The 18,377-nt window shown below is 72.8% G+C and carries 19 protein-coding genes; 11 read left to right on the plus strand and 8 right to left on the minus strand.

Going from position 1 to position 18,377, the window contains the following annotated elements; translation table 11 throughout:
- Positions 1–909: 909 nt before the first annotated feature.
- On the minus strand, positions 910–2,040 hold the full coding sequence (locus tag ACQPYE_RS13805; RefSeq protein WP_498721528.1) for an alkaline phosphatase family protein: 1,131 nt from the start codon (positions 2,038–2,040) through the stop codon (positions 910–912).
- Positions 2,041–2,077: 37 nt separating this feature from the next.
- Here ACQPYE_RS13805 and ACQPYE_RS13810 point away from each other — a divergent pair, with 37 nt between their 5' ends.
- A complete protein-coding gene (locus ACQPYE_RS13810) occupies positions 2,078–2,584 on the plus strand; it encodes a DinB family protein (protein WP_498721529.1) in 507 nt (168 codons plus the stop codon).
- 232 nt (positions 2,585–2,816) lie between these two features.
- Here the strand turns inward: ACQPYE_RS13810 and ACQPYE_RS13815 are convergent, their stop codons facing one another.
- Entirely contained in the window at positions 2,817–5,159 is a 2,343-nt protein-coding gene (locus ACQPYE_RS13815; RefSeq protein WP_498721530.1) for an HAD-IC family P-type ATPase, read from the minus strand.
- 89 nt (positions 5,160–5,248) lie between these two features.
- On the opposite strand from ACQPYE_RS13815, the gene ACQPYE_RS13820 reads away from it, so the two are divergent.
- From ACQPYE_RS13820 to ACQPYE_RS13830, 3 genes are all read left to right on the plus strand, one after another.
- A complete protein-coding gene (locus tag ACQPYE_RS13820; RefSeq protein WP_498721531.1) occupies positions 5,249–7,582 on the plus strand; it encodes a phosphoketolase family protein in 2,334 nt (777 codons plus the stop codon).
- A 1-nt stretch (position 7,583) separates the two neighbouring features.
- On the plus strand, positions 7,584–8,654 hold the full coding sequence (locus ACQPYE_RS13825) for an acetate/propionate family kinase (RefSeq protein ID WP_498721532.1): 1,071 nt from the start codon (positions 7,584–7,586) through the stop codon (positions 8,652–8,654).
- Between the two features lie 334 nt (positions 8,655–8,988).
- Positions 8,989–9,186, plus strand: coding sequence for an FxSxx-COOH-like cyclophane-containing RiPP peptide (locus ACQPYE_RS13830; protein WP_498721533.1), 198 nt, complete (start codon positions 8,989–8,991; stop codon positions 9,184–9,186).
- Here the strand turns inward: ACQPYE_RS13830 and ACQPYE_RS13835 are convergent.
- The 3 genes from ACQPYE_RS13835 to ACQPYE_RS13845 form a co-directional block, all read right to left on the minus strand.
- Entirely contained in the window at positions 9,104–11,347 is a 2,244-nt protein-coding gene (locus ACQPYE_RS13835) for an ATP-binding protein (RefSeq protein ID WP_498721534.1), read from the minus strand. The genes ACQPYE_RS13830 and ACQPYE_RS13835 overlap by 83 nt on opposite strands.
- 4 nt (positions 11,348–11,351) lie before the next feature.
- Positions 11,352–11,516 (minus strand): hypothetical protein, encoded by a 165-nt coding sequence (locus ACQPYE_RS13840; RefSeq protein ID WP_498721535.1) that lies wholly within the window; start codon positions 11,514–11,516, stop codon positions 11,352–11,354.
- 124 nt (positions 11,517–11,640) lie between these two features.
- Entirely contained in the window at positions 11,641–12,048 is a 408-nt protein-coding gene (locus ACQPYE_RS13845) for a hypothetical protein (RefSeq protein ID WP_498721536.1), read from the minus strand.
- Between the two features lie 514 nt (positions 12,049–12,562).
- Between ACQPYE_RS13845 and ACQPYE_RS13850 the strand changes: the two genes are divergently transcribed.
- Complete coding sequence (locus ACQPYE_RS13850; protein WP_498721537.1) at positions 12,563–12,895, plus strand: YnfA family protein; 333 nt, start codon at positions 12,563–12,565, stop codon at positions 12,893–12,895.
- Complete coding sequence (locus ACQPYE_RS13855) at positions 12,892–13,260, plus strand: aminoglycoside phosphotransferase family protein (RefSeq protein WP_498721538.1); 369 nt, start codon at positions 12,892–12,894, stop codon at positions 13,258–13,260. The genes ACQPYE_RS13850 and ACQPYE_RS13855 overlap by 4 nt, the downstream gene beginning before the upstream one ends.
- On the opposite strand, the gene ACQPYE_RS13860 is transcribed toward ACQPYE_RS13855, so the two are convergent.
- Both ACQPYE_RS13860 and ACQPYE_RS13865 read right to left on the minus strand, forming a co-directional pair.
- Positions 13,182–14,153: a pirin family protein gene (locus ACQPYE_RS13860; RefSeq protein WP_498721540.1), complete on the minus strand. Its 972-nt coding sequence runs from the start codon at positions 14,151–14,153 to the stop codon at positions 13,182–13,184. The genes ACQPYE_RS13855 and ACQPYE_RS13860 overlap by 79 nt on opposite strands.
- Before the next feature lie 32 nt (positions 14,154–14,185).
- The gene (locus ACQPYE_RS13865) at positions 14,186–15,016 is read right to left on the minus strand and encodes a peptidoglycan-binding domain-containing protein (protein ID WP_498721541.1); all 831 of its coding nucleotides are present in this window, start codon (positions 15,014–15,016) and stop codon (positions 14,186–14,188) included.
- A 350-nt stretch (positions 15,017–15,366) separates the two neighbouring features.
- Here ACQPYE_RS13865 and ACQPYE_RS13870 point away from each other — a divergent pair, with 350 nt between their 5' ends.
- The 3 genes from ACQPYE_RS13870 to ACQPYE_RS13880 all read left to right on the plus strand — a co-directional run bounded on the left by ACQPYE_RS13870 (position 15,367) and on the right by ACQPYE_RS13880 (position 16,210).
- On the plus strand, positions 15,367–15,678 hold the full coding sequence (locus ACQPYE_RS13870; protein WP_498721543.1) for a hypothetical protein: 312 nt from the start codon (positions 15,367–15,369) through the stop codon (positions 15,676–15,678).
- Positions 15,675–15,878 (plus strand): cold-shock protein, encoded by a 204-nt coding sequence (locus ACQPYE_RS13875; protein ID WP_498721544.1) that lies wholly within the window; start codon positions 15,675–15,677, stop codon positions 15,876–15,878. Before ACQPYE_RS13870 ends, ACQPYE_RS13875 begins: the two co-directional genes overlap by 4 nt.
- A gap of 131 nt (positions 15,879–16,009) precedes the next feature.
- A complete protein-coding gene (locus ACQPYE_RS13880; protein WP_230569698.1) occupies positions 16,010–16,210 on the plus strand; it encodes an antitoxin in 201 nt (66 codons plus the stop codon).
- Positions 16,211–16,509: 299 nt separating this feature from the next.
- Here the strand turns inward: ACQPYE_RS13880 and ACQPYE_RS13885 are convergent, their stop codons facing one another.
- Entirely contained in the window at positions 16,510–16,896 is a 387-nt protein-coding gene (locus ACQPYE_RS13885; protein WP_498721545.1) for an ATP-binding protein, read from the minus strand.
- 144 nt (positions 16,897–17,040) lie between these two features.
- On the opposite strand from ACQPYE_RS13885, the gene ACQPYE_RS13890 reads away from it, so the two are divergent.
- Both ACQPYE_RS13890 and ACQPYE_RS13895 read left to right on the plus strand, forming a co-directional pair.
- Positions 17,041–17,370 carry an STAS domain-containing protein gene (locus ACQPYE_RS13890; RefSeq protein WP_498721547.1) on the plus strand — a complete coding sequence of 110 codons (330 nt, stop codon included), beginning with the start codon at positions 17,041–17,043 and terminating at the stop codon, positions 17,368–17,370.
- Entirely contained in the window at positions 17,367–18,230 is an 864-nt protein-coding gene (locus ACQPYE_RS13895) for an aminoglycoside phosphotransferase family protein (protein ID WP_498721548.1), read from the plus strand. Before ACQPYE_RS13890 ends, ACQPYE_RS13895 begins: the two co-directional genes overlap by 4 nt.
- Positions 18,231–18,377: the final 147 nt, after the last annotated feature.

Genomic DNA, 18,377 nt, shown 5'->3' on the forward strand with positions numbered 1-18,377 from the left:
TCCTTGGGCGACCCTGCACCCGATCCCGTCCGCCGCGACCCCGTCCCCGAGGCCGCAGACCCCGCCCTCGTCCGCCGCGAATCCGTCCCCGGCGACTCAGGCCGCCGCGAGCCCGATTCCGGCGATCCGGCGCGCGGCCCCTGCTCCCGTGCCCCCTGCTCCCGTGACCCCGTCTCCAACGGCAGATCCAGCCCGGTCCCGGGCTCGTCGATCCCGGCACCCGGCGCGGCGGCGCGGTCGTGGTCGTGGTCGGTTCGCGTCGGCGGGTTCGGGGGTGGGCTCTGGGGCCTGGGCGCGATCCGGGGCTGGTCAACGCCCCGCGGCCGGGTGGCGTGCGAGCGGGCCAGGGCTTCGAGCTGGGCGTCTTCCGCGAGGCGGCGCGACACGGCGTCCGGGCGCAGGTCGCCGAGCACCGAGCGTTGCGCGAGCTTCAGCTCCCGCAGCGTGAACGACGCGGGGCACGCGGGGCACACGACGGCGGCTTGCAGCTGCTGCCTGCCGCGATCCGGGTGGGCGCGGTACAGGCCGTGCAGTTCGCCCCCGCACTTCGGGCACCGGCGGTCGACGGGCAGGGGTGCCAGCTGCCAGCCGGGTTCGGCGTACCGGGCGATCGCGGGCTCCGGGCGGACACCCCACCTGGCCTCCACGACCCCGGCGACCGACGTGTCCACCACCGGCGACCCGTGCTCCACTCGTCGCCTCCCGTTCCCGGCCGCGGTCGTGTCGGCGGCGAGCCGGCGCCCTGGCGTCCCGGAGTGCGGGCGCTTCGGGCACCCCCTGGCGGCCGACACGTGATGCTATGCCGAGCCGTGTCCGGGCGGTGGTGGTGGGGATGGGTGGGGCTGGTCGGCGCTCGGTCAATTCAACCGAGGTACGAGAACACTGTTTCCGTACATTTCCGGGCCATGATCACCCGATCGTGTTCAGGACCGGGATGTGCTGTTCCTCCTCCGTCAGCGAGCCGTGGTGCCCGACGAAGGTAGTGAGTCCCGGCTCCGCTGTCGAACGCACCACGGCCAGCGACCTCTTCGCCGCCACGACCAGGTCGCCGATCCGCGGCAGCACGTGATCAGCCACCCGAGGTCCGAACCACCCCGCCGCCACGGCCTCCGCGCGCGACGCGATCCACGCCCGATCACCCAACCGCGCCACCCACCGGTCCCGCACGGCCTCCGCCGCCGACGTGTAGACGTGCCGCACCCGGGCCTCGCCGCCGAGCGCCCGCACCCCCTCCCGCAGCACGTCGTCGGTGTCGAAGTCCACCCGGTCGTCCGCCGCCACCATCCCGTGGTCGGCGGTCACGACCAGCGCCGCACCCGCCGGCAACCCGTCCGCCACCGCCGCCGCCAACCGGTCGACGAACCGCAACTGCCACCGCCACGCCTCGCTGCCCGGCCCGTACACGTGCCCGAGCGCGTCCAGCTCGGCGTGGTAGGCGTAGCAGAGCACCCGCTCGTCCGACCGCATCGCCTCCGCCACCCGCGCCACCAGGTCGCCGAACCCGAGCACGCCCTGGAACCGCCCACCCCGCAGCACCGCCCGCGTCAGCCCGCTGCCCCTCTGGTCGCGCGGCAGCACGAGCCGCACCGCCACCCCGGCGTCGGCCGCCACCTCGAACGCCGTCCGCCTCGGCTGCACCTCCTCCGGCACGAGCACGTCCCGCAGGTCGACGTGCGAAGCCGCCCCGTGCCGCGACCACCGCAACGCGTTCACCATCTCGCCGCCCTCGGCGAACGAGTACCCGACCACCCCGTGCTCGCCGGCCGGCACGCCGGTGCCCAACGAGGCCAGGCTGGTCGCCGTGGTCGACGGGAACCCGGCCGTGATCGGCGGCCCGGCCAACGACGCCAGGAACGGCGCGTCCGCCTCGTGCTCGCGCAACAACCGCCACCCGAGACCATCCACGAGCAGCACGCACACCCTGGACGGGCCGGAGATGCCGAGCACGTCCACCATCCCGGGCACGCCGAGCCCGGCGAGCAACGACGGCACGACGTCGGCCAGCGATCCGGCCCCGTACCGGGGCACCAGCGGGTCCATGGCGCCCGACCCTAGCCCGCCGGGGAGGATGGCCCGCATGACCACCGAACGGATCGGTCCACCGCTGCGCGCCGGTGAGCGGGAGACGCTGCGCGCCTTCCTCGACTACCACCGCGCCACCCTGGCCATGAAGTGCGAGGGCCTGTCCACCGAGGACCTGCGCCGCCGCTCCGTGCCGCCGTCCACGCTCACCCTGCTCGGCCTGGTCCGGCACATGGCCGAGGTGGAGCGGACCTGGTTCCGGCGCGTGATCGGCCACGAGGACGTCCCGCTGGTCTGGTCGGCCGACGGCGACTTCCAGGTCGCCTACGACGCGTCCGCCGCGACCAGGTCCGAGGCGTTCGAGGCGTGGCGGGCGGAGGTCGAGCACGCCCGCCGCGTCGAGCGCGGAGCCGACTCGCTCGACGTCACGGGCTACCACGAGCGCTGGGGCGAGGAGGTGTCGCTGCGCCTGGTCATGCTCCACCTGATCCACGAGTACGCCCGGCACAACGGGCACGCCGACCTCCTGCGCGAGGGCATCGACGGCACGGTCGGCGCTTGACGGCGCTTCTCCGCCGAACTGCGCTGCGCGTGAGGGTGGAGAACTCGAACGAGATCTCCGGCGCGGTCGCCGGACCGGTGGTGCGGAAGGGCGTCGTGCACGGCGGGGTGCACGTCGTCGGACGAGTCGCTCGACCACCTGCACCTGACCGGGGACCTGCCGGGCGCGCAGGACGCCTGGGCGCGGGCGCTGCTGATCTGCGACAGCATCGGCAGCCCGGAGGCCGACCAGGTCAGGGCGCGGTCGGCCGGCTGATCCGGGCCACCAGTTCCACCGACGCCGCCGCCACCGCGCCGACCGCCAGGCCCACCAGCAGCCGCTGCGGCGTCACGTCCAGCAGGAACACGTCCGTCGCCAGCGCCGGCACGGCCAGGATCACCGCCGCCGTCGTCGCCAGCCCGGCTAGCAGCGCCACCTTCCACCCCGTCAACGGCCGCGCCGGCAGCGACAACGTCCACAACGACGCCACCAGCACCACCACCGTCGCCACGGTCTGACCGGCCACCGGCCCACCGCCCCGGTCGAGCGAGCGGATCACCAGGTCGCCGCCGAACGCGGCCAGCCCGATCACCACGCCGGTCGGCACGGCCAGCCGCAGCACGCGTCCCAGGAAGCCCGGCACGTAACGCCGCCGGTTCGGGCCGAGGGCCAGCACGAAACCCGGGACGCCGATCGTCAACGCCGAGATCAGGGTGAGCTGGATCGGGGCCAACGGGTAGGCGATCCCGCCCACCAGCACGACCAGCGCCAGCACCAGCGAGTACACGTTCTTCACCAGGAACAGGTTCGCCGCGCGCTCGATGTTCGCGATCACCCGCCGCCCCTCCGCGACGACGTCCGGCAGGTGCGCGAACCGGCTGTCCAGCAGCACCAGCTGCGCCACCGCCCTGGTCGCGGCGGCGCCGTTGCCCATCGCCACGCCGATGTCGGCGTCCTTCAACGCCATCGCGTCGTTGACGCCGTCACCGGTCATCGCGACCACGTGCCCGCGCCGCCGCAACGCGCCCACCACGGCCCGCTTCTGCTGCGGCGTGACCCTCCCGAACACGGCGGACTCCGCCAGCACGTCGGCGAGCGCGTCCGGGTCGTCGGGCAGCGTGCGCGCGTCCACCGCCTCGCCCGCGTCCGAGATGCCGGGCACGCCGATCGCCACCGCGACCGCGCCGACCGTGCGCGGGTTGTCGCCGGAGATCACCCGCAGCGTGACGCCCTGCTCGGCGAAGTACCGCACCGCGTCGGCGGCGTCGTCGCGGATGCGCTCGGCGAGCACGACCAGCGCGCGTGCGCCGAGATCGGCGGGCAGCGACGTCCCCCGGGCGGGAGCCTCGGCGGAGGCGAGCACCAGCACCCGCTTGCCCCGCGCGGTGAAGTCGGCGGCGCGGTCGGACAGCGGACCACCCTCGGGGAACACCACCTCCGGCGCGCCGAGCACCCACGTGCCGTGCCCGTCGGTGTCCGCGGAGGACCACTTCCGGGTCGACGAGAACGGCACGCCGCCCGTGCGCCGCCAGGTGGTGGAGGTGAACGTGCCGGCCAGCGCGGCGGAGGTCGCGTTCGCGTCCGGGGCCGTCGCCAGCAGCGCCAGCGCCTCCCGGAGGTCGTCCTGCGGTCCGTCCGCCACCAGCTGGTCGAAGACGATGTCGCCGTGCGTGAGGGTGCCCGTCTTGTCCAGGCAGACGACGTCGACCCGGGCCAGCACCTCCACCGCGGGCAGTTCCCGCACCAGCGTCCGCTTCCGGGCCAGCGCCACGGCGGCGACCGTGAACGCCAGGCTGGTGAGCAGCACCAGGCCCTCGGGGACCATGCCGACCAGCGCCGCGACCGCGCCGGTCATCGCCTCCTGCCAGTCGTCGGTGTCCGGGCTGCGCAGCTGGCTCCACAGCAGCAGCGGGCCGACCACCAGCATCATCAGGGAGATCCACCGCAGCAGCTTGTTCGTGCCCGCCACCAGCTCCGACCGGACCGAGGTGAACCGGCGCGCGTCGGCGGTGAGCCGGGTCGCGTAGGAGTCCGCGCCGACCGCGGTGGCCCGGAACCGGCCCGATCCCGCCACCACGACCGACCCGGACCGCACGTCGTCGCCGACGGACTTGCGCACCGGGTCGGACTCGCCGGTGAGCAGCGACTCGTCCACTTCCAGGCCGTCGGCGCCGGTGACCACGCCGTCCGCCACGACCTGGTCGCCGGTGCGGAGGTCGACCAGGTCGTCGGCCACCACGTCGTCGACCTCGATCTCGGACGTCACACCGTCGCGCGTCACCCGGGCGTGTGGCGCGTTGAGCACGGCGAGGCGGTCTAGGGTGCGCTTGGCCCGCAGCTCCTGGACCACGCCGATCGCCGTGTTGGCCACGACCACCAGCCCGAACAGGCCGTTCTGCCACCGCCCGGTGGCCAGGACGACCAGGAACAACGCGGTCAGCAGCCCGTTGAACGGCGTGATGACGTTCGCCCGCGCGATCTGCCCCGCGCTGCGGCTCGTGCGGGAGCGGACGGCGTTGGTCCGCCCGTCCGCGACGCGCTCCGCGACCTCCGCCGAGGTCAACCCCTCCTGCCGCGCACCGGCGACCTCGGACACAGCCACCTCCCGCGCCCATGGTCGCCCGCCGTCCCCCGTCCCGCTGGTTCGAGTTTCGGACCCCCGTGATCAGAGCTAGCGTCGGGGCCATGCCGTCGACCGAGCACCCCGCGGACGACCTCGACCTGCTGGACGCCTACTGGCGCGCGGCCAACTACCTGTCCGTCGGGCAGATCTACCTGCTCGACAACCCGCTGCTGCGCGAACCGCTGCTCCCCGAGCACGTCAAACCCCGCCTGCTCGGGCACTGGGGCACGACACCCGGCCTCAACCTCCTCTACGCGCACATGAACCGCGCCATCCGGCGACGCGACCTGAACGCCCTGTACGTCACCGGGCCCGGCCACGGCGGACCAGGTCTCGTCGCGAACGCCTACCTGGAAGGCACCTACAGCGAGGTCTACTCGGGCATCGGCGAGGACCTGGACGGCCTGCGCGCGTTGTTCCGCCAGTTCTCCTTCCCCGGCGGCATCCCCAGCCACGTCGCGCCGGAGACCCCCGGCTCGATCCACGAAGGCGGCGAGCTCGGGTACGCCCTCCTGCACGCGTACGGCGCGGTGTTCGACAACCCCGACCTGCTGGCGCTGTGCGTGGTCGGCGACGGCGAGGCGGAGACCGGGCCCCTGGCCGCCAGCTGGCACTCGAACAAGTTCCTCGACCCCGCCCGGGACGGCGTCGTGCTGCCCGTGCTGCACCTCAACGGCTACAAGATCGCCAACCCCGCGCTGCTGGCGCGCATCCCGGACGACGAGCTGGCCTCCCTGCTGCGCGGCTACGGCCACACGCCGCACTTCGTCGTCGGCGACGAGCCCAAGGCCGTGCACGAGCAATTGGCGTCCACATTGGACAGGGTGCTGGACGACATCGCCGAGATGAGGCAGTCGAAGACCCGCCCACCGTGGCCGATGATCGTCCTGCGCACCCCGAAGGGCTGGACCGGCCCGCGCGAAGTGGACGGCAAGCGGGTCGAGGGCACGTTCCACGCGCACCAGGTCCCCCTCGCCGCCACCCGCACCGACGCCGCGCACCGCGCGCAGCTGGAGGAGTGGCTGCGCGGCTACCGACCCGAGGAGCTGTTCGACGACGCCGGCAGGCTCGTGCCCGAGCTGCGCGCCCTCGCGCCCACCGGCGACCGGCGGATGAGCGCCAACCCCCGCGCCAACGGCGGCCGGTTGCTGCGCGACCTGAGGATGCCCGACTTCCGCGACCACGCGGTGACCGTGGCGCGACCCGCCGTCGAGAGCAGCGAGGCCACCAAGGTGCTCGGCGGGTTCCTGCGGGACGTGGTGCGCCGCAACCCGGACAACTTCCTCGTCGTGGGCCCGGACGAGGTGGCGTCCAACCGGCTGTCGGCCCTGTTCGAGGCGACGGACCGCAAGTGGCGGGCGGACACCGTGCCCGGCGACGAGCACCTCGCGCCGGACGGCCGGGTGCTGGAGGTCCTGTCGGAGCACCTGTGCCAGGGCTGGCTGGAGGGCTACCTGCTCACCGGCAGGCACGGTCTGTTCACCAGCTACGAGGCGTTCATCCACATCGTCGACTCGATGCTCAACCAGCACGCCAAGTGGCTCAAGACGACCCGGAAGATCCCGTGGCGCGCGCCGATCGCGTCGCTGAACTACCTGCTGTCCTCGCACGTCTGGCGGCAGGACCACAACGGGTTCAGCCACCAGGACCCCGGTTTCCTCGACCACGTGGTGAACAAGAAGGCCGAGATCGTCCGCGTCTACCTGCCGCCCGACACCAACACGCTGCTGTCGGTGGCGGACCACTGCCTGCGCAGCAAGCACTACGTGAACGTGATCGTGGCGGGCAAGCAGCCGTCGCTGACGTACCTGGACATGCCGGACGCGATCGCGCACTGCGCGCGCGGGCTCGGCATCTGGGACTGGGCGGGCACCACCGAGGGCGAGCCGGACGTGGTGCTGGCGTGCGCGGGCGACATCCCGACGCTGGAGACCCTGGCCGCCGCCGAACTGCTGCGCGAGCACCTGCCCGACCTGAAGGTGCGCGTGGTCAACGTCGTGGACCTCATGCGCCTGCAACCGGACACCGAGCACCCGCACGGCCTGCCCGACCGCGACTTCGACGCGCTGTTCACCACCGACAAGCCGGTGGTCTTCGCGTTCCACGGCTACCCGTCGCTGATCCACCGGCTCACCTACCGGCGGACCAACCACCGCAACCTGCACGTGCGCGGGTACAAGGAGGAAGGCACCACGACCACCCCGTTCGACATGGTGATGCTCAACGACCTCGACCGGTTCCACCTGGTCATGGACGTCATCGACCGGGTGCCGTCGTTGGGCGGCACGGCGGCGTCGTTGCGGCAGCGCATGTCGGACGCCCGGCTCGCCGCGCTCCAGCACACCCGCGAGCACGGCGAGGACGACCCGGCGATCGCCGGGTGGACGTGGGGTTGACGTGCGGGTCCTGGTGGTCAACGCGGGCTCGTCCAGCCTGAAGCTGCGACTGCTGGCGGCCGACGACGAGGTGGAGCGCGCCGCCGACGTCGAGCCGGACCCGGAGCGGCTCGCCGACGTGCTGGCGGACTGGCCCACGCCGGACGCCGTCGGGCACCGCGTGGTGCACGGCGGCACCCGGTTCACCGAACCCGTCGTGCTGGACGACCTGGTGCGGCAGGCGTTGGTCGACCTGACCTCGCTCGCGCCGCTGCACCAGCCGAAGTCGCTGGCGGGTCTGGACGCGGTGCGTCGGCTGCTGCCGGACGTGCCCGCGGTCGCGTGCTTCGACACCGCGTTCCACACCACCATCCCCGCGGCGGCGGCCACCTACGCCGTGCCCCGGGCGTGGCGGGACCGGTACGCGATCCGCCGGTACGGCTTCCACGGCCTGTCCCACGCCTACTGCGCGCGCCGGGTGGCCGAACTCGGGTCGCCCGGCGCGCGGGCCGTCACCTGCCACCTGGGCGCCGGCGCGTCCCTGACGGCGATCGCCGACGGCCGCAGCGTCGACACCACCATGGGCTTCACCCCGCTGGAGGGCCTGGTGATGGCGACCAGGTCCGGCACGGTCGACCCCGGTCTGGTGCTGTGGCTGGAGGAGCACGAGGAGCTGACGCCGCACGAGGTCGCGACCACGCTGGAGAAGGAGTCCGGGCTCACCGCGCTGGCCGGCACCGGGGACATGCGGGAGATCGACGCGGCGGCGGCCGGCGGCGACCCGGACGCCGTGCTGGCGCTGGACGTCTACACGCACCGGCTGGTCGGCGGCATCGCCTCGATGGCCGCCGCGCTCGGCGGGCTGGACGTCCTCGCGTTCACCGGCGGTGTGGGCGAGAAGTCGGCCACGGTGCGCCGCCGTACCGCCGAGCGGTTGGGCTTCCTCGGCGTCTTGATCGACGAGGAGCGCAACGAGGACGTCGACGGCGACACGGAGATCACCGGTCGGGACGCGCGGGCGCGGACCTTCGTCGTCACGGCACGCGAAGACCTGGAGATAGCGCACGGCACCCGGAGCGCGCTCAACCGCTGATCGCACGAGGACCACGGCCGCACCGCCGAACGCCGGCACGTGTGGCGTGTGGCTGGTGCTCCAGCCGTAGTTGATGATCTCGATCGTGAGGGGCACCGGGGAGGCAGTGGGCAGCGTCGATCATCTGGACGAGATCGACCGCGACGGACCAGCAGACCCGGCGCTCTGAGGGGGGGACGCGAGGCGGCCGGTCCGTCGACGACACCCTCGGGTGTCGAAGGGGGCGTCCGACCGCGTCGGCGAACGCGACGCGGTCGGACGGGTGAGGGGTCCCGGTGGCCTGCCCGATCACGGCGTCGCCTGCCATGATGGGTGCCGAGCCCGGGAGGCCGCCGTGTCCGACCCTCGCGACGACATCGAAGTGAAGATCCCCGACGTGACGGCCGTGCCGCTGCGGGACCTCGCCGCCATCCCCGTCGAGGCGCTGTCCGAAGCGCTGCGGCCGTTGCTCAGGCGGTCCCTGGTGGGCGCGGAGGTCCAGGAGCAGGCCGACGACGACTGGCCGCCGGAGGAGTCGCCTCCCCGGCGGTGAGCTCGGCCAGGTGCTGTCGGGTGCGCTCCGCGACCGGCGCGGCGGTCGCCGCGGGCAACGCCTCGAAGATCGCGAGCGCCTCGGTCCAGCACCGGGCCGCCTCGTCGTCGCGGCCGAGCTCGCGGTAGGTGAGGCCCAGGTCCTTCAGCACGCTGCCCACCGCGTGGACCGCGCCGAAGTCCCGGAACGTGCGCAACGCCTCCAGGTGGCAGTCCACCGCCTCGGCCGGCCGGTCCGCCACCCGGTAGGTGACGGCGAGGTTCGCCATCGTCCGCGCGTAGCCGTGCCGGTCGGCCATGTCCTCGACGATGCGCAGGTTGGCCTGGTGGCACTCGATCGCCTCGGCCATGCGGTCCAGCTCCCGGTAGGCGATGCCGAGGTGGTCCAGCACCCGTCCTTCCAACAGCGGCCACTGGTGCTCGCGGGCCAGCGACAGGCACTCCAGGTGCAGGGCGACCGCCTGGTCGAGCTCACGCCGCCGCCGGTGGACGACCGCCATGTCGTGCAGCGCTCCGAAGTACGAGGGCATGTCGCCTGTCTCCAGGAGGAGCGTGGCCGCCCACCGGTGGCAGGCCATCGCCCACTCCAGCCGGCCCGTGTTGCGGAAGCGCTGGCCGAGCCGGTTGAGCGAGAGGCCGAACAGCTGCCGGTCACCCAGTCGCCGGGCCAGGGACATGGCGTCGCGCAGGTAGCGCGTCGAGAGCTCCGTGTTCAGCATCTGGCCGTGCCCGACGCCGAGCCCGTGCCGCAGGCGTGCCTCGCCCGCCAGGTCCCCGGTCCGTTGGGCGACCGCCAGGGCCAGCTCGTGGGTGGTGATCCACTCGCTCCAGAGCTTGCGCAGGGAGAAGTACTCGATGAGGCCGCTCGTCATCCCGATCACGTGCGCGGCGTGGCCGGTGACGTGGGCCAGGTCGATCACCGGGACCAGCTTGGCTCGTTCGGCGTCGACCGCCCGCACCGCCTCGGTGCCCGCCCGGACCTCGCCGTGGTGGTCGGTGGTGGCCCGGACGGCGGCCAGGTAGTGGTCGAGCAGCCGGACGACCGCTCGGTCGCGTTCCGGGTCCTCGGCGGCCTTGTCCCGCGCGTACAGCCTGACCAGGTCGTGCATCCGCCACCGCGCCGCGGACCCGGCGGGCTGCACCAGGTGCGCCGCCCGCAACCGCCGGACGAGCCGGGTCGCGGTGGCGCGGTCGGTGTCGGCGATCGCGGCGATGGTGTCGAGGGCGACGTCGGGCCCGGGGTCGAGGGCGGTGAGGCGGAGCACCCTGGCCTGGTCGGGGTCGAGGAGCCCGTAGGACAGGTCGAACGCGGCGCGCACGGCGAGGTTGTCGTCGTAGTCGAGCTCGCGCAGCCGCTGGTGGCCGTCGGCCAGCGCTTCGGCCAGGTCGGCCATGGTCCGCTCGGGGTCGGCGACCAGCAGTGCCGCCGCCACGCGCACGGCCAACGGCAGGCCGCCGCACAGCCGGGCGACCTGTTCACCGGCCGCGAGGTCGTGGGCGCGGGTGTCGTCGGGGTCGCTCATCCGCAGCACCTCGACGAGCATCCGCACCGCGTCGGGCACGTCCAGGACGTCCAGGTCGACCAGGCGGGTGAGGTCGAGGCCGGCCAACCGGTGCCTGCTGGTGATCAGCACCCGGTGTCGCGGGTCGCCGGGCAGCAGCGGCACGACCTGGTCGGCCCCGGAGACGTTGTCCGCCACCACCAGCATCCGCTCCCGCCGGGCGAGCAGCGAGCGCCACAGCCTGACCCGGTCCGCCTCCTCCGGCGGGATGTGCTCGCTCGCCACGCCCAGCGCGCCCAGCAGCGCGACCAACGCGGTCGAGGCCGTGACCCGCTGGTCGTAGCCGCGCAGGTCGGCCATCACCACCCCGCCCGGGAACCAGCCGGCCGCGACCGCGCGCCGCGCCGCCGCGACGGCCAGCGCCGTCTTGCCCACGCCGGGCAGCCCGCCGACGGACCACACCAGCACCGGGTCCGGGGACTCGGGTCGCAGCGCGGCGGTCAGCCGGGACAACTCGGCCTCCCGGCCGACGAACACCGCGAGCGGCGGCAGCCCGGCGACCGCCGTCGGTCGCGCGTCCGGAGAGGTCGTGGTCACCTGACCGATCTGCACGACGTCGCCGACGACGTGCCCGGCGACGACGTTGCGCACCTCGGCCACGTCGTCAGGTGTACCAGCCGATCACGCGCGGTGCGACGTCCTCCGGGATGGTGACGGCTGCCGTCAGTGCCCATGTGCGCGTACGGGACCCACATGGCCGGCGGCGCACCAGCGCGAGGCCGAAGTCGTGCAGGTGCGTCGCGTGCCCGGTGTCGCCGTTCTCGGCCATGCGAAATGCTCCGCGCACCGCCCGGTGATTGTGGGCGGTGCGCGGAGCCGGTGACGCCGTTCGTTCGTGGCTCAGGCGTCCGATGGCGATGTCATCGCCTTTTCAGTGCTTTCTCGTGGAGAACTCAGAGCACGTCGACCAGGACCTTGGAGACGTCGATGTCGTCGATGATGTCGGCGTCGTTCAGGGCGTTCACCAGCGCGCTCTTGAAGACCAGGTTGTCCTCGACGTTCACGTCGTCGATGACGTCCTTGACGGTGACCTCGATCGCGTCCAGCTCGGCACCGTCGAGCACCTCGATGGTGTTGCCGCTGAGCACGTCCCCGATGGTGATCACCGAGTCGGGCAGGTCGATCGGCACCTGCACGGTGGTGTTGATCGTGCACACGATCACGTTGACCAGTCCGGTCGGGTCGGAGTTGATGCACGACGCGTCGGGAACGGTGGTGGCCTGCGCGGCGGAGGAGCCGCCGAACACCATCGCGCCGGTCATGGCGGCCAGCGCGACACCCGAGGCAAGACGCTTCAACACGAGGTCTCCTTGGTAGTGGAATCCTTCTCGATTTCGCCGGGATCGGCGACAACACGAATAAAGCAGATGACGCCTGCCGTGCGCACCCCTGTGAACAGGGCATCGGACGATCAGGCGGTCTTGAATTGCTCCGATCGCTCGCCGGCACCCCGCGATAGGATCGGGAACTAATGTGTTTCGCTTCACCGATCGTGAACGGCATTGCGCTGAGAGGGTGGCGCGGGCTTCCGGTGAAGCCGAGGGTCTCTAGCGTTCGCTCCGGATGACCCGGCGTGCCAGGGACCTCGCGGGCCAGTTCGACGGGCGTGCCACGCGCAGGGTGCTCCGCCAGGGTGGTGGAACGCGCTCAAACATGCCGTTGCGGCGAAATCGCGCCGAGTCCGAGCGATGGGAGCACGGTGTTCTGCGTCACGTGGGCGCGCCTTGCTGCGATGGTCGACGTGGCTTTCCCCCGATCGGCCGCGACGTGCCGGCGGCAGCGGGCCGGACCGCGGCGCCGGCTATCGTCGCGGTCATGACCGTGGTCCGCTCGCTGTTGTTGTTCGTGCTGGCCGCGTTCGCCGAGATCGGCGGCGCGTGGCTGGTGTGGCAGGGCGTGCGCGAGCACCGGGGCCTGCTCTGGATCGGCGCGGGCGTGGCGGCGCTCGGCCTGTACGGGTTCGTGGCGACGTTGCAGCCCGACGCGCACTTCGGCCGCATCCTCGCCGCGTACGGCGGGGTGTTCGTGACCGGGTCGCTGGCCTGGGGCGTGGTGGTCGACAAGTTCCGGCCCGACCGGTGGGACTACGCCGGCGCGGCGATCTGCCTGGTCGGCGTGGCCGTGATCATGTACGCGCCGCGCCCGTGATCGTCCCGGAGGCGCTGACGGCGTCGTACCACCGCACCGCGTGGGGGCGGGCGTGGCTCGCCGCGCTGCCTGTCGTCCGGGCGGACGGCACACCCGCCGTGCTCAAGCTCCAGCCCGTCACCGAGGACAACGCCGCCGCGCCGGTCGGTCTGCGCACGTGGGACGGCGCCGGCGCGGTCCGGCTGCTCGCCGACGAGCCGGGGACCGTGCTGCCGGAACGGCTGGACGCGAGCCGCCCGCTGTCCTCGGTGGCCGACGACGTGGTCGCGCTGCGGATCGGCCCTGATCAGGCCGGTGGCGGGTTGCCGCGCGGGCGCAGCCTGCCCATCGGCAGCGGCGGGGCCGGTAGCCGGTCGCCGGGGTAGCCCTCGACCTGGCCGAAGCGCTCCGACTCCGCCTGCCACTGGTCGCGGAAGCGGACGATCTCCTCGTGGCTGCGGCCGACGAAGTTCCACCACATCACCAGGTCCTCGCCCAGCGGTTCGCCGCCGAGCAGGACGACGCGGGCCGGGGCGTCGGTGACGTTGGCCAGGTGCAGCACCGTCGCACCCACCCCGACGTAGCCGAGCGTGCCGCGCGCCAACGCCGTGCCGCCCAGCTCCACCGCGCCGACGTCGACCAGCACACCGTGCTCGAACGCCACGTCCACGTCCAGCGCCAGCCGGGCGCCCGGCTCCAGCACGACCTCCGCGCCCAGCAGCGGCGTGAACGTGCGCACCGGCGACGTCCGGCCCGCGAGCGTGCCCAGGAAGACCCGGGCGGAAGCGCCGTCCAGCGCCACCGCCTCGGGCGCGTGGTGCTGGAAGTCGCGAGGCGCGTCGCGGTGGGCGTCCGGCAGCGCGATCCACAGCTGCACGCCGTGCAGCACGGTCGTCCCCGGCGTCGACACCTCGGAGTGGCAGATGCCGTGCCCGGCCGTCATCAGGTTCAGCTCGCCCGGCCGCACCACCGCGTGCACGCCGAGGCTGTCGCGGTGCTCGATCTCGCCGCTGAACAGCCAGCTCGCGGTCTGCAACCCGGTGTGCGGGTGCGGCGCGACGTCCATCCCGCCGCTGGTCGACACGTCGTCCGGCCCGTAGTGGTCGGCGAAGCACCACGCGCCGATCATGGACCGGGACCGCTGCGGCAACGTGCGCCGCACGGTCATCGCCCGCGGCCCGCCCAGCGGCACGTCGCGGGGGTCGAGGACCTCGACCGCCGCGACACCGGACGCGCTCTCGCAGATCAGCTCGGACGGGTCGGTCTCCACGTTGCTCATCGCGACCCCGTTCGGACGGCCATCAGACCATCCTAGAGGCGCTGGTACTCCTCCCACGTCCGCTTCGGGCTCACCGCGGGCCCGTCGTCCGCGCCCCGGTCGGCCAGCCCGTTGAAGCCGAGGTAGTAGTCGCCGGCCTGGTTGCGCGCGCCGGTGGACAGGTCCGGGTCGCCCAGGGCGATCGCGTGGATGTGGTAGTCGAAGCCCTGCGCGGGGGTGCGGATCCACGCCGCGAACCCGACCTGGCGCAACACCCGGGCCACGGTCGTGCGCGTCGTCGCGGTCATGCCCGACACCGAGATGTCCAGCGCGCCGCCGCCGTCGTGGGTGCCCGCCGAGCCGGGCACGCCGCCCGGGTTGTACGAGCCCTGGGTGATGCCGAGCGACCGGCCGAGCAGCCGTTCCGCCTCGACCAGCGCGGCCTTCGTGCGGGTGTTCATCAGCGCGCCGCGGTAGGTCACCCGGCTGCCCGCCGACACCACGCGGGTGACGGTGTAGGTCGGCTCGCCGAGCAGCCGCAACGACGTCGGTCCGGGCATGCCGGACGCGTCGAGGCCGGTGTAGCCGAGCGAGCGCTGGTAGGCCGCGTAGGCGTCGATCGTCCGGGTGCCGAAGTGCCCGTCCACGTACGTCGAGGCCAGGTGCCCCTTCGCGGCGAGCGCCTGTTCCACCAGCCGCACGCTGTCGCCGCTGCCCGGTGTGATCGCCGAGTCGGCCCGGCGCGGGTCGATCTGCGCGGCCTTGAGCACGGACTCCATGTCGACCACGGGCAGTGCGACGGCTCGCGGCGCTGCGGCGGCGGGTGCCGCCAGGCCGACCAACCCGATCAGCGCACCGACCACCGCGACTCTGACGTTGACCACGTCCACCTCCGGTCGACCTCCGACGAAGCGCGACAAGTCAAGCGCGAATCGGCGGTTCTTGGCAACATCTCTCCGTAGTTGGTTGGATGTTGACGAGACTGAGCCGTGCTCGTCCAGGGCCCGCGCGTGGAGTAGAGTTCGGTGGGTTGGGGCACGAGCTGTCGGCACTCGGTCGACGCGGTCCCCGATCCAGTCCGGCCGCATCCCAGGGCCGGGGACGGGAGCACCGGCTTGTCGCCGGATCATCCGTTCACATCATCTACCCCTACGGCCCGCAGGCACGCCGGTCTGATCCACCACGCTCTTTCCACGCGTGGCGCGGCCCTGCCGGCAGGGGAGGCGGGGTCGTCATGACGCAGACCAGACCTGGTCGATCACAGGGTGCCGCAGTCGGTTTCGCCGACGCGAGGGCCGCGGCCGACAGGGCCGAGACCGTCCAGCGCAGCCAGGCCGCCCGCACCGTAGCGGACAACTCGGTCGACGCGAACGACTGCCGCGAGCTGCTGCTGATGCTCGGCCTGCCCGACCCGCCCGCGGGCGACGCCCCGGTGCGCACGCGCAACGAGCGGGCGCAGGACCAGCGTGCGGCCGAGCACCGCGTGCCCGACTACCCGTACCAGGACGCGCCGGTCGCGTCCTACCAGGCAGGAGCACGCGAATGACCCAGGGCAAGATCAAGTGGTTCAGCGGGGCCAAGGGCTTCGGCTTCATCACGCCCGAGGGCGGCGGCTCCGACCTCTTCCTGCACTACTCCGAGATCCAGGACTACGACCACCGCGGCCTCGCCGAGAACCAGGCGGTCCGGTACGAGGTCGGCGAGAGCGCCAAGGGCCCCCACGCCGTCTCGGTCCAGCTGGTCTGAGACCACGAGCGATCGCGTCGACCTCACTCGTCCGGGTGAGTTGTCGATCCCCGCGCATCAACGGCCGACCACGGCGGTAGCCCCTCTTGTGGCGTGTCCACGAGGGACACCCTGAGGAGGTTCGAGCGCAGATGGGCATTGGCGACAAGTTCGACGACTTGAAGGGCAAGGCCAAGGACGCTCTCGGCCAGCACGGCGACAAGGCCGACGAGGGTCTCGACAAGGCCGGCCAGTTCGTCGACGAACGCACCGGTGGCGAGCACTCCGAGCACATCCAGAAGGGGACGGACAAGGCCAAGGAAGGCCTCGACCGCTTCCGCGAAGGCCAGTAGCCCCAAGACGGACCAGGGCCGCCCTCTTACGACGAGGGCGGCCCTTCTCGTGCGCTCACGCCCGCGTGAGACGCGAGCAGCGCCTTGCCCCGCCCGGCAGTCGTCGAATAAGTGCCGTACCCCTACGGATCACTGCCCCTGTTGTTCCCGTCCGGGCGTCGCCCGACAGTGGGATGGGCCACCTCACCTGCCGAGGTGGCGGGAAGGGAACACACCGCGCCCCGCTTCGGCGACTGCGCCCCGTGAACCGCCCGACCCCGCCGCAGCGCCCCGGCCGGCCCCTGCCCGGTCGGGGCGTGTCAGCCGTCGAGCTCGGCCCACACGACCTTGCCGTCGGCGGTCGGGTCCGTGCCCCACGACCGGCTCAGGGCGGCCACGATGATCAGCCCGCGCCCCCGTGCCGAGTCGACCTGCACGGGTCTCTGCTGGGGCAGGGCGGACGACTCGTCGGCCACCTCGATCCGCAGCCCGGAGTCCGTCCGCGACACGGTGAGCCCGACCGGGCCCATCGCGTGGTCCACCGCGTTGGACACCAGTTCCGTGACCACCAAGGCGGCGTCGTCGGCGGCGTCGTCCGACAGTCCCCAGGCCACCGCCACGTCACCCACCACCTGGCGGGCTTGCGACGATGCGCCCGCTGAGGCGGGCAGCGTCACGGCCACCGGCGCCGCTGGCTCGTTCCGCACATCCGCTCCCCGTTGATCGGCCGTCACCGCATGGTCGCACATCCACCGGTCGCGGCACCGGGCGGTCGCGCCGACCGGCTCTCCGGCAGCGCGTCGTGACGCGGTATCGGCATGGGGCCGGTCCGGTGGCTAGGCTCGTGCACCATGGAGTTGCAGGTGCGCAGTGAGGTGCGGGACGGCTGGACGGTCGTCGCGGTGTCGGGTGAACTGGACGCGGACACGGTCCCCGTGCTGTCCGACCGCCTCGAGGAGAGCACGGGCGCCAACGTCGTGGTGGACCTGAGCGGGGTGCCGTTCATGGACACGACGGGGCTGTCCCTGATGCTCGACTGGCACCGCAGGCTGGACGGCGAGGGCGGCGAGCTCCGGATGGCGTCGATGCAGCCGTCCGTGCACAAGTTGTTCCGCCTGACCGAGTTGACCGAGGTCATGCACATCCACGACACCGTCGAATCGGCCACGACGACCACGTGATCCCCGAGACGTTCCGCAACTCACCGATACCGCGCGACCGGAACTGGCTGGCCACCCTCCCCGCCGCCATCGAGCACCGCCTGGAGGTCTGGGACCTCCGCCCCGACGGCGACGTCCGGCACGGCTCGCACGCCCTGGTCATCCCGGTGACCCGCGCGGGCACCCCTCTCGTGCTGCGCATGAACGCGCCGAGCGAGGACGTGACGGCGCACATCGAAGCCCTGCGCTTCTGGCGGGGGAGGGGGACCGTCCACCTGGTCGACGCCGACCCGACCGCCGGCGCCATGCTCCTGGAACGCCTGGACTTGGACCACAGCGCCCTGGACCTGCCGTCCGAGGAGGCCATGGCGGTGCTGGGCGCGATGGCCCGACGACTTGCCGTGCCGGCCCCGCCGACCGTCCGTTCGACGGCCGACCTGGCCCTCGCCCGAGCCGACAGCCTGGAATCGGACTGGCTGCGCCAAGCCAAACCCTTCGACCGAGCGTTCCTCCGCGCGGGGGAGAGGGCGGTGGCGACCCTGGTGACCACCGAGTCCACGCTCGCCGTCAACGGCGACCTGCACTCCGCCCAGGTCCTGGCCGGAACCCGTGAGCCCTGGCTGACCGTCGACCCGATCCTGCTGCGCGGCGACATCGCCTACGACCTGGCCAGGGTCCTCTGGACCAGGCTGGACGACATGCCGGACGACGCCGCGATCACCGAACACCTGGCCATCGTCGCCGACACCGCCAACCTGAACCACGACCACGCCCGAAACTGGATCATCTTCCGCGCCGTCGACTACTGGTTGTGGGGCCTGGACGCCGGCCTGACCGAAGACCCCCTCCGCTGCCACCGCCTGATCACCGCCCTGACCTGACCCCCCACTGACCACAAAGGCCTCACACCCCACCCTCAACGGACCCCACCTCGCCCTCAACGGACCCGCACATCCCCACCCAGGCCCGATTTGACATGGGTTCGGGTGCTTTAGGCTGGCCAAAGCCGGCAGGCTTGGCGGGACGCT

This window comes from Actinosynnema sp. CA-299493, assembly GCF_050946825.1.
Lineage (GTDB): Bacteria > Actinomycetota > Actinomycetes > Mycobacteriales > Pseudonocardiaceae > Actinosynnema.

Excerpts from the sequence above, each read along its gene's own strand:
- ACQPYE_RS13890 (WP_498721547.1), top strand. The coding sequence starts at position 17,041 with ATGGAGTTGCAGGTGCGCAGTGAGGTGCGGGACGGCTGGACGGTCGTC.
- ACQPYE_RS13875 (WP_498721544.1), top strand. The coding sequence starts at position 15,675 with ATGACCCAGGGCAAGATCAAGTGGTTCAGCGGGGCCAAGGGCTTCGGC.
- ACQPYE_RS13840 (WP_498721535.1), bottom strand. The coding sequence starts at position 11,516 with ATGGCCGAGAACGGCGACACCGGGCACGCGACGCACCTGCACGACTTC.
- ACQPYE_RS13880 (WP_230569698.1), top strand. The coding sequence starts at position 16,010 with ATGGGCATTGGCGACAAGTTCGACGACTTGAAGGGCAAGGCCAAGGAC.
- ACQPYE_RS13810 (WP_498721529.1), top strand. The coding sequence starts at position 2,078 with ATGACCACCGAACGGATCGGTCCACCGCTGCGCGCCGGTGAGCGGGAG.
- ACQPYE_RS13805 (WP_498721528.1), bottom strand. The coding sequence starts at position 2,040 with ATGGACCCGCTGGTGCCCCGGTACGGGGCCGGATCGCTGGCCGACGTC.
- ACQPYE_RS13860 (WP_498721540.1), bottom strand. The coding sequence starts at position 14,153 with ATGAGCAACGTGGAGACCGACCCGTCCGAGCTGATCTGCGAGAGCGCG.
- ACQPYE_RS13850 (WP_498721537.1), top strand. The coding sequence starts at position 12,563 with ATGACCGTGGTCCGCTCGCTGTTGTTGTTCGTGCTGGCCGCGTTCGCC.
- ACQPYE_RS13820 (WP_498721531.1), top strand. The coding sequence starts at position 5,249 with ATGCCGTCGACCGAGCACCCCGCGGACGACCTCGACCTGCTGGACGCC.
- ACQPYE_RS13870 (WP_498721543.1), top strand. The coding sequence starts at position 15,367 with ATGACGCAGACCAGACCTGGTCGATCACAGGGTGCCGCAGTCGGTTTC.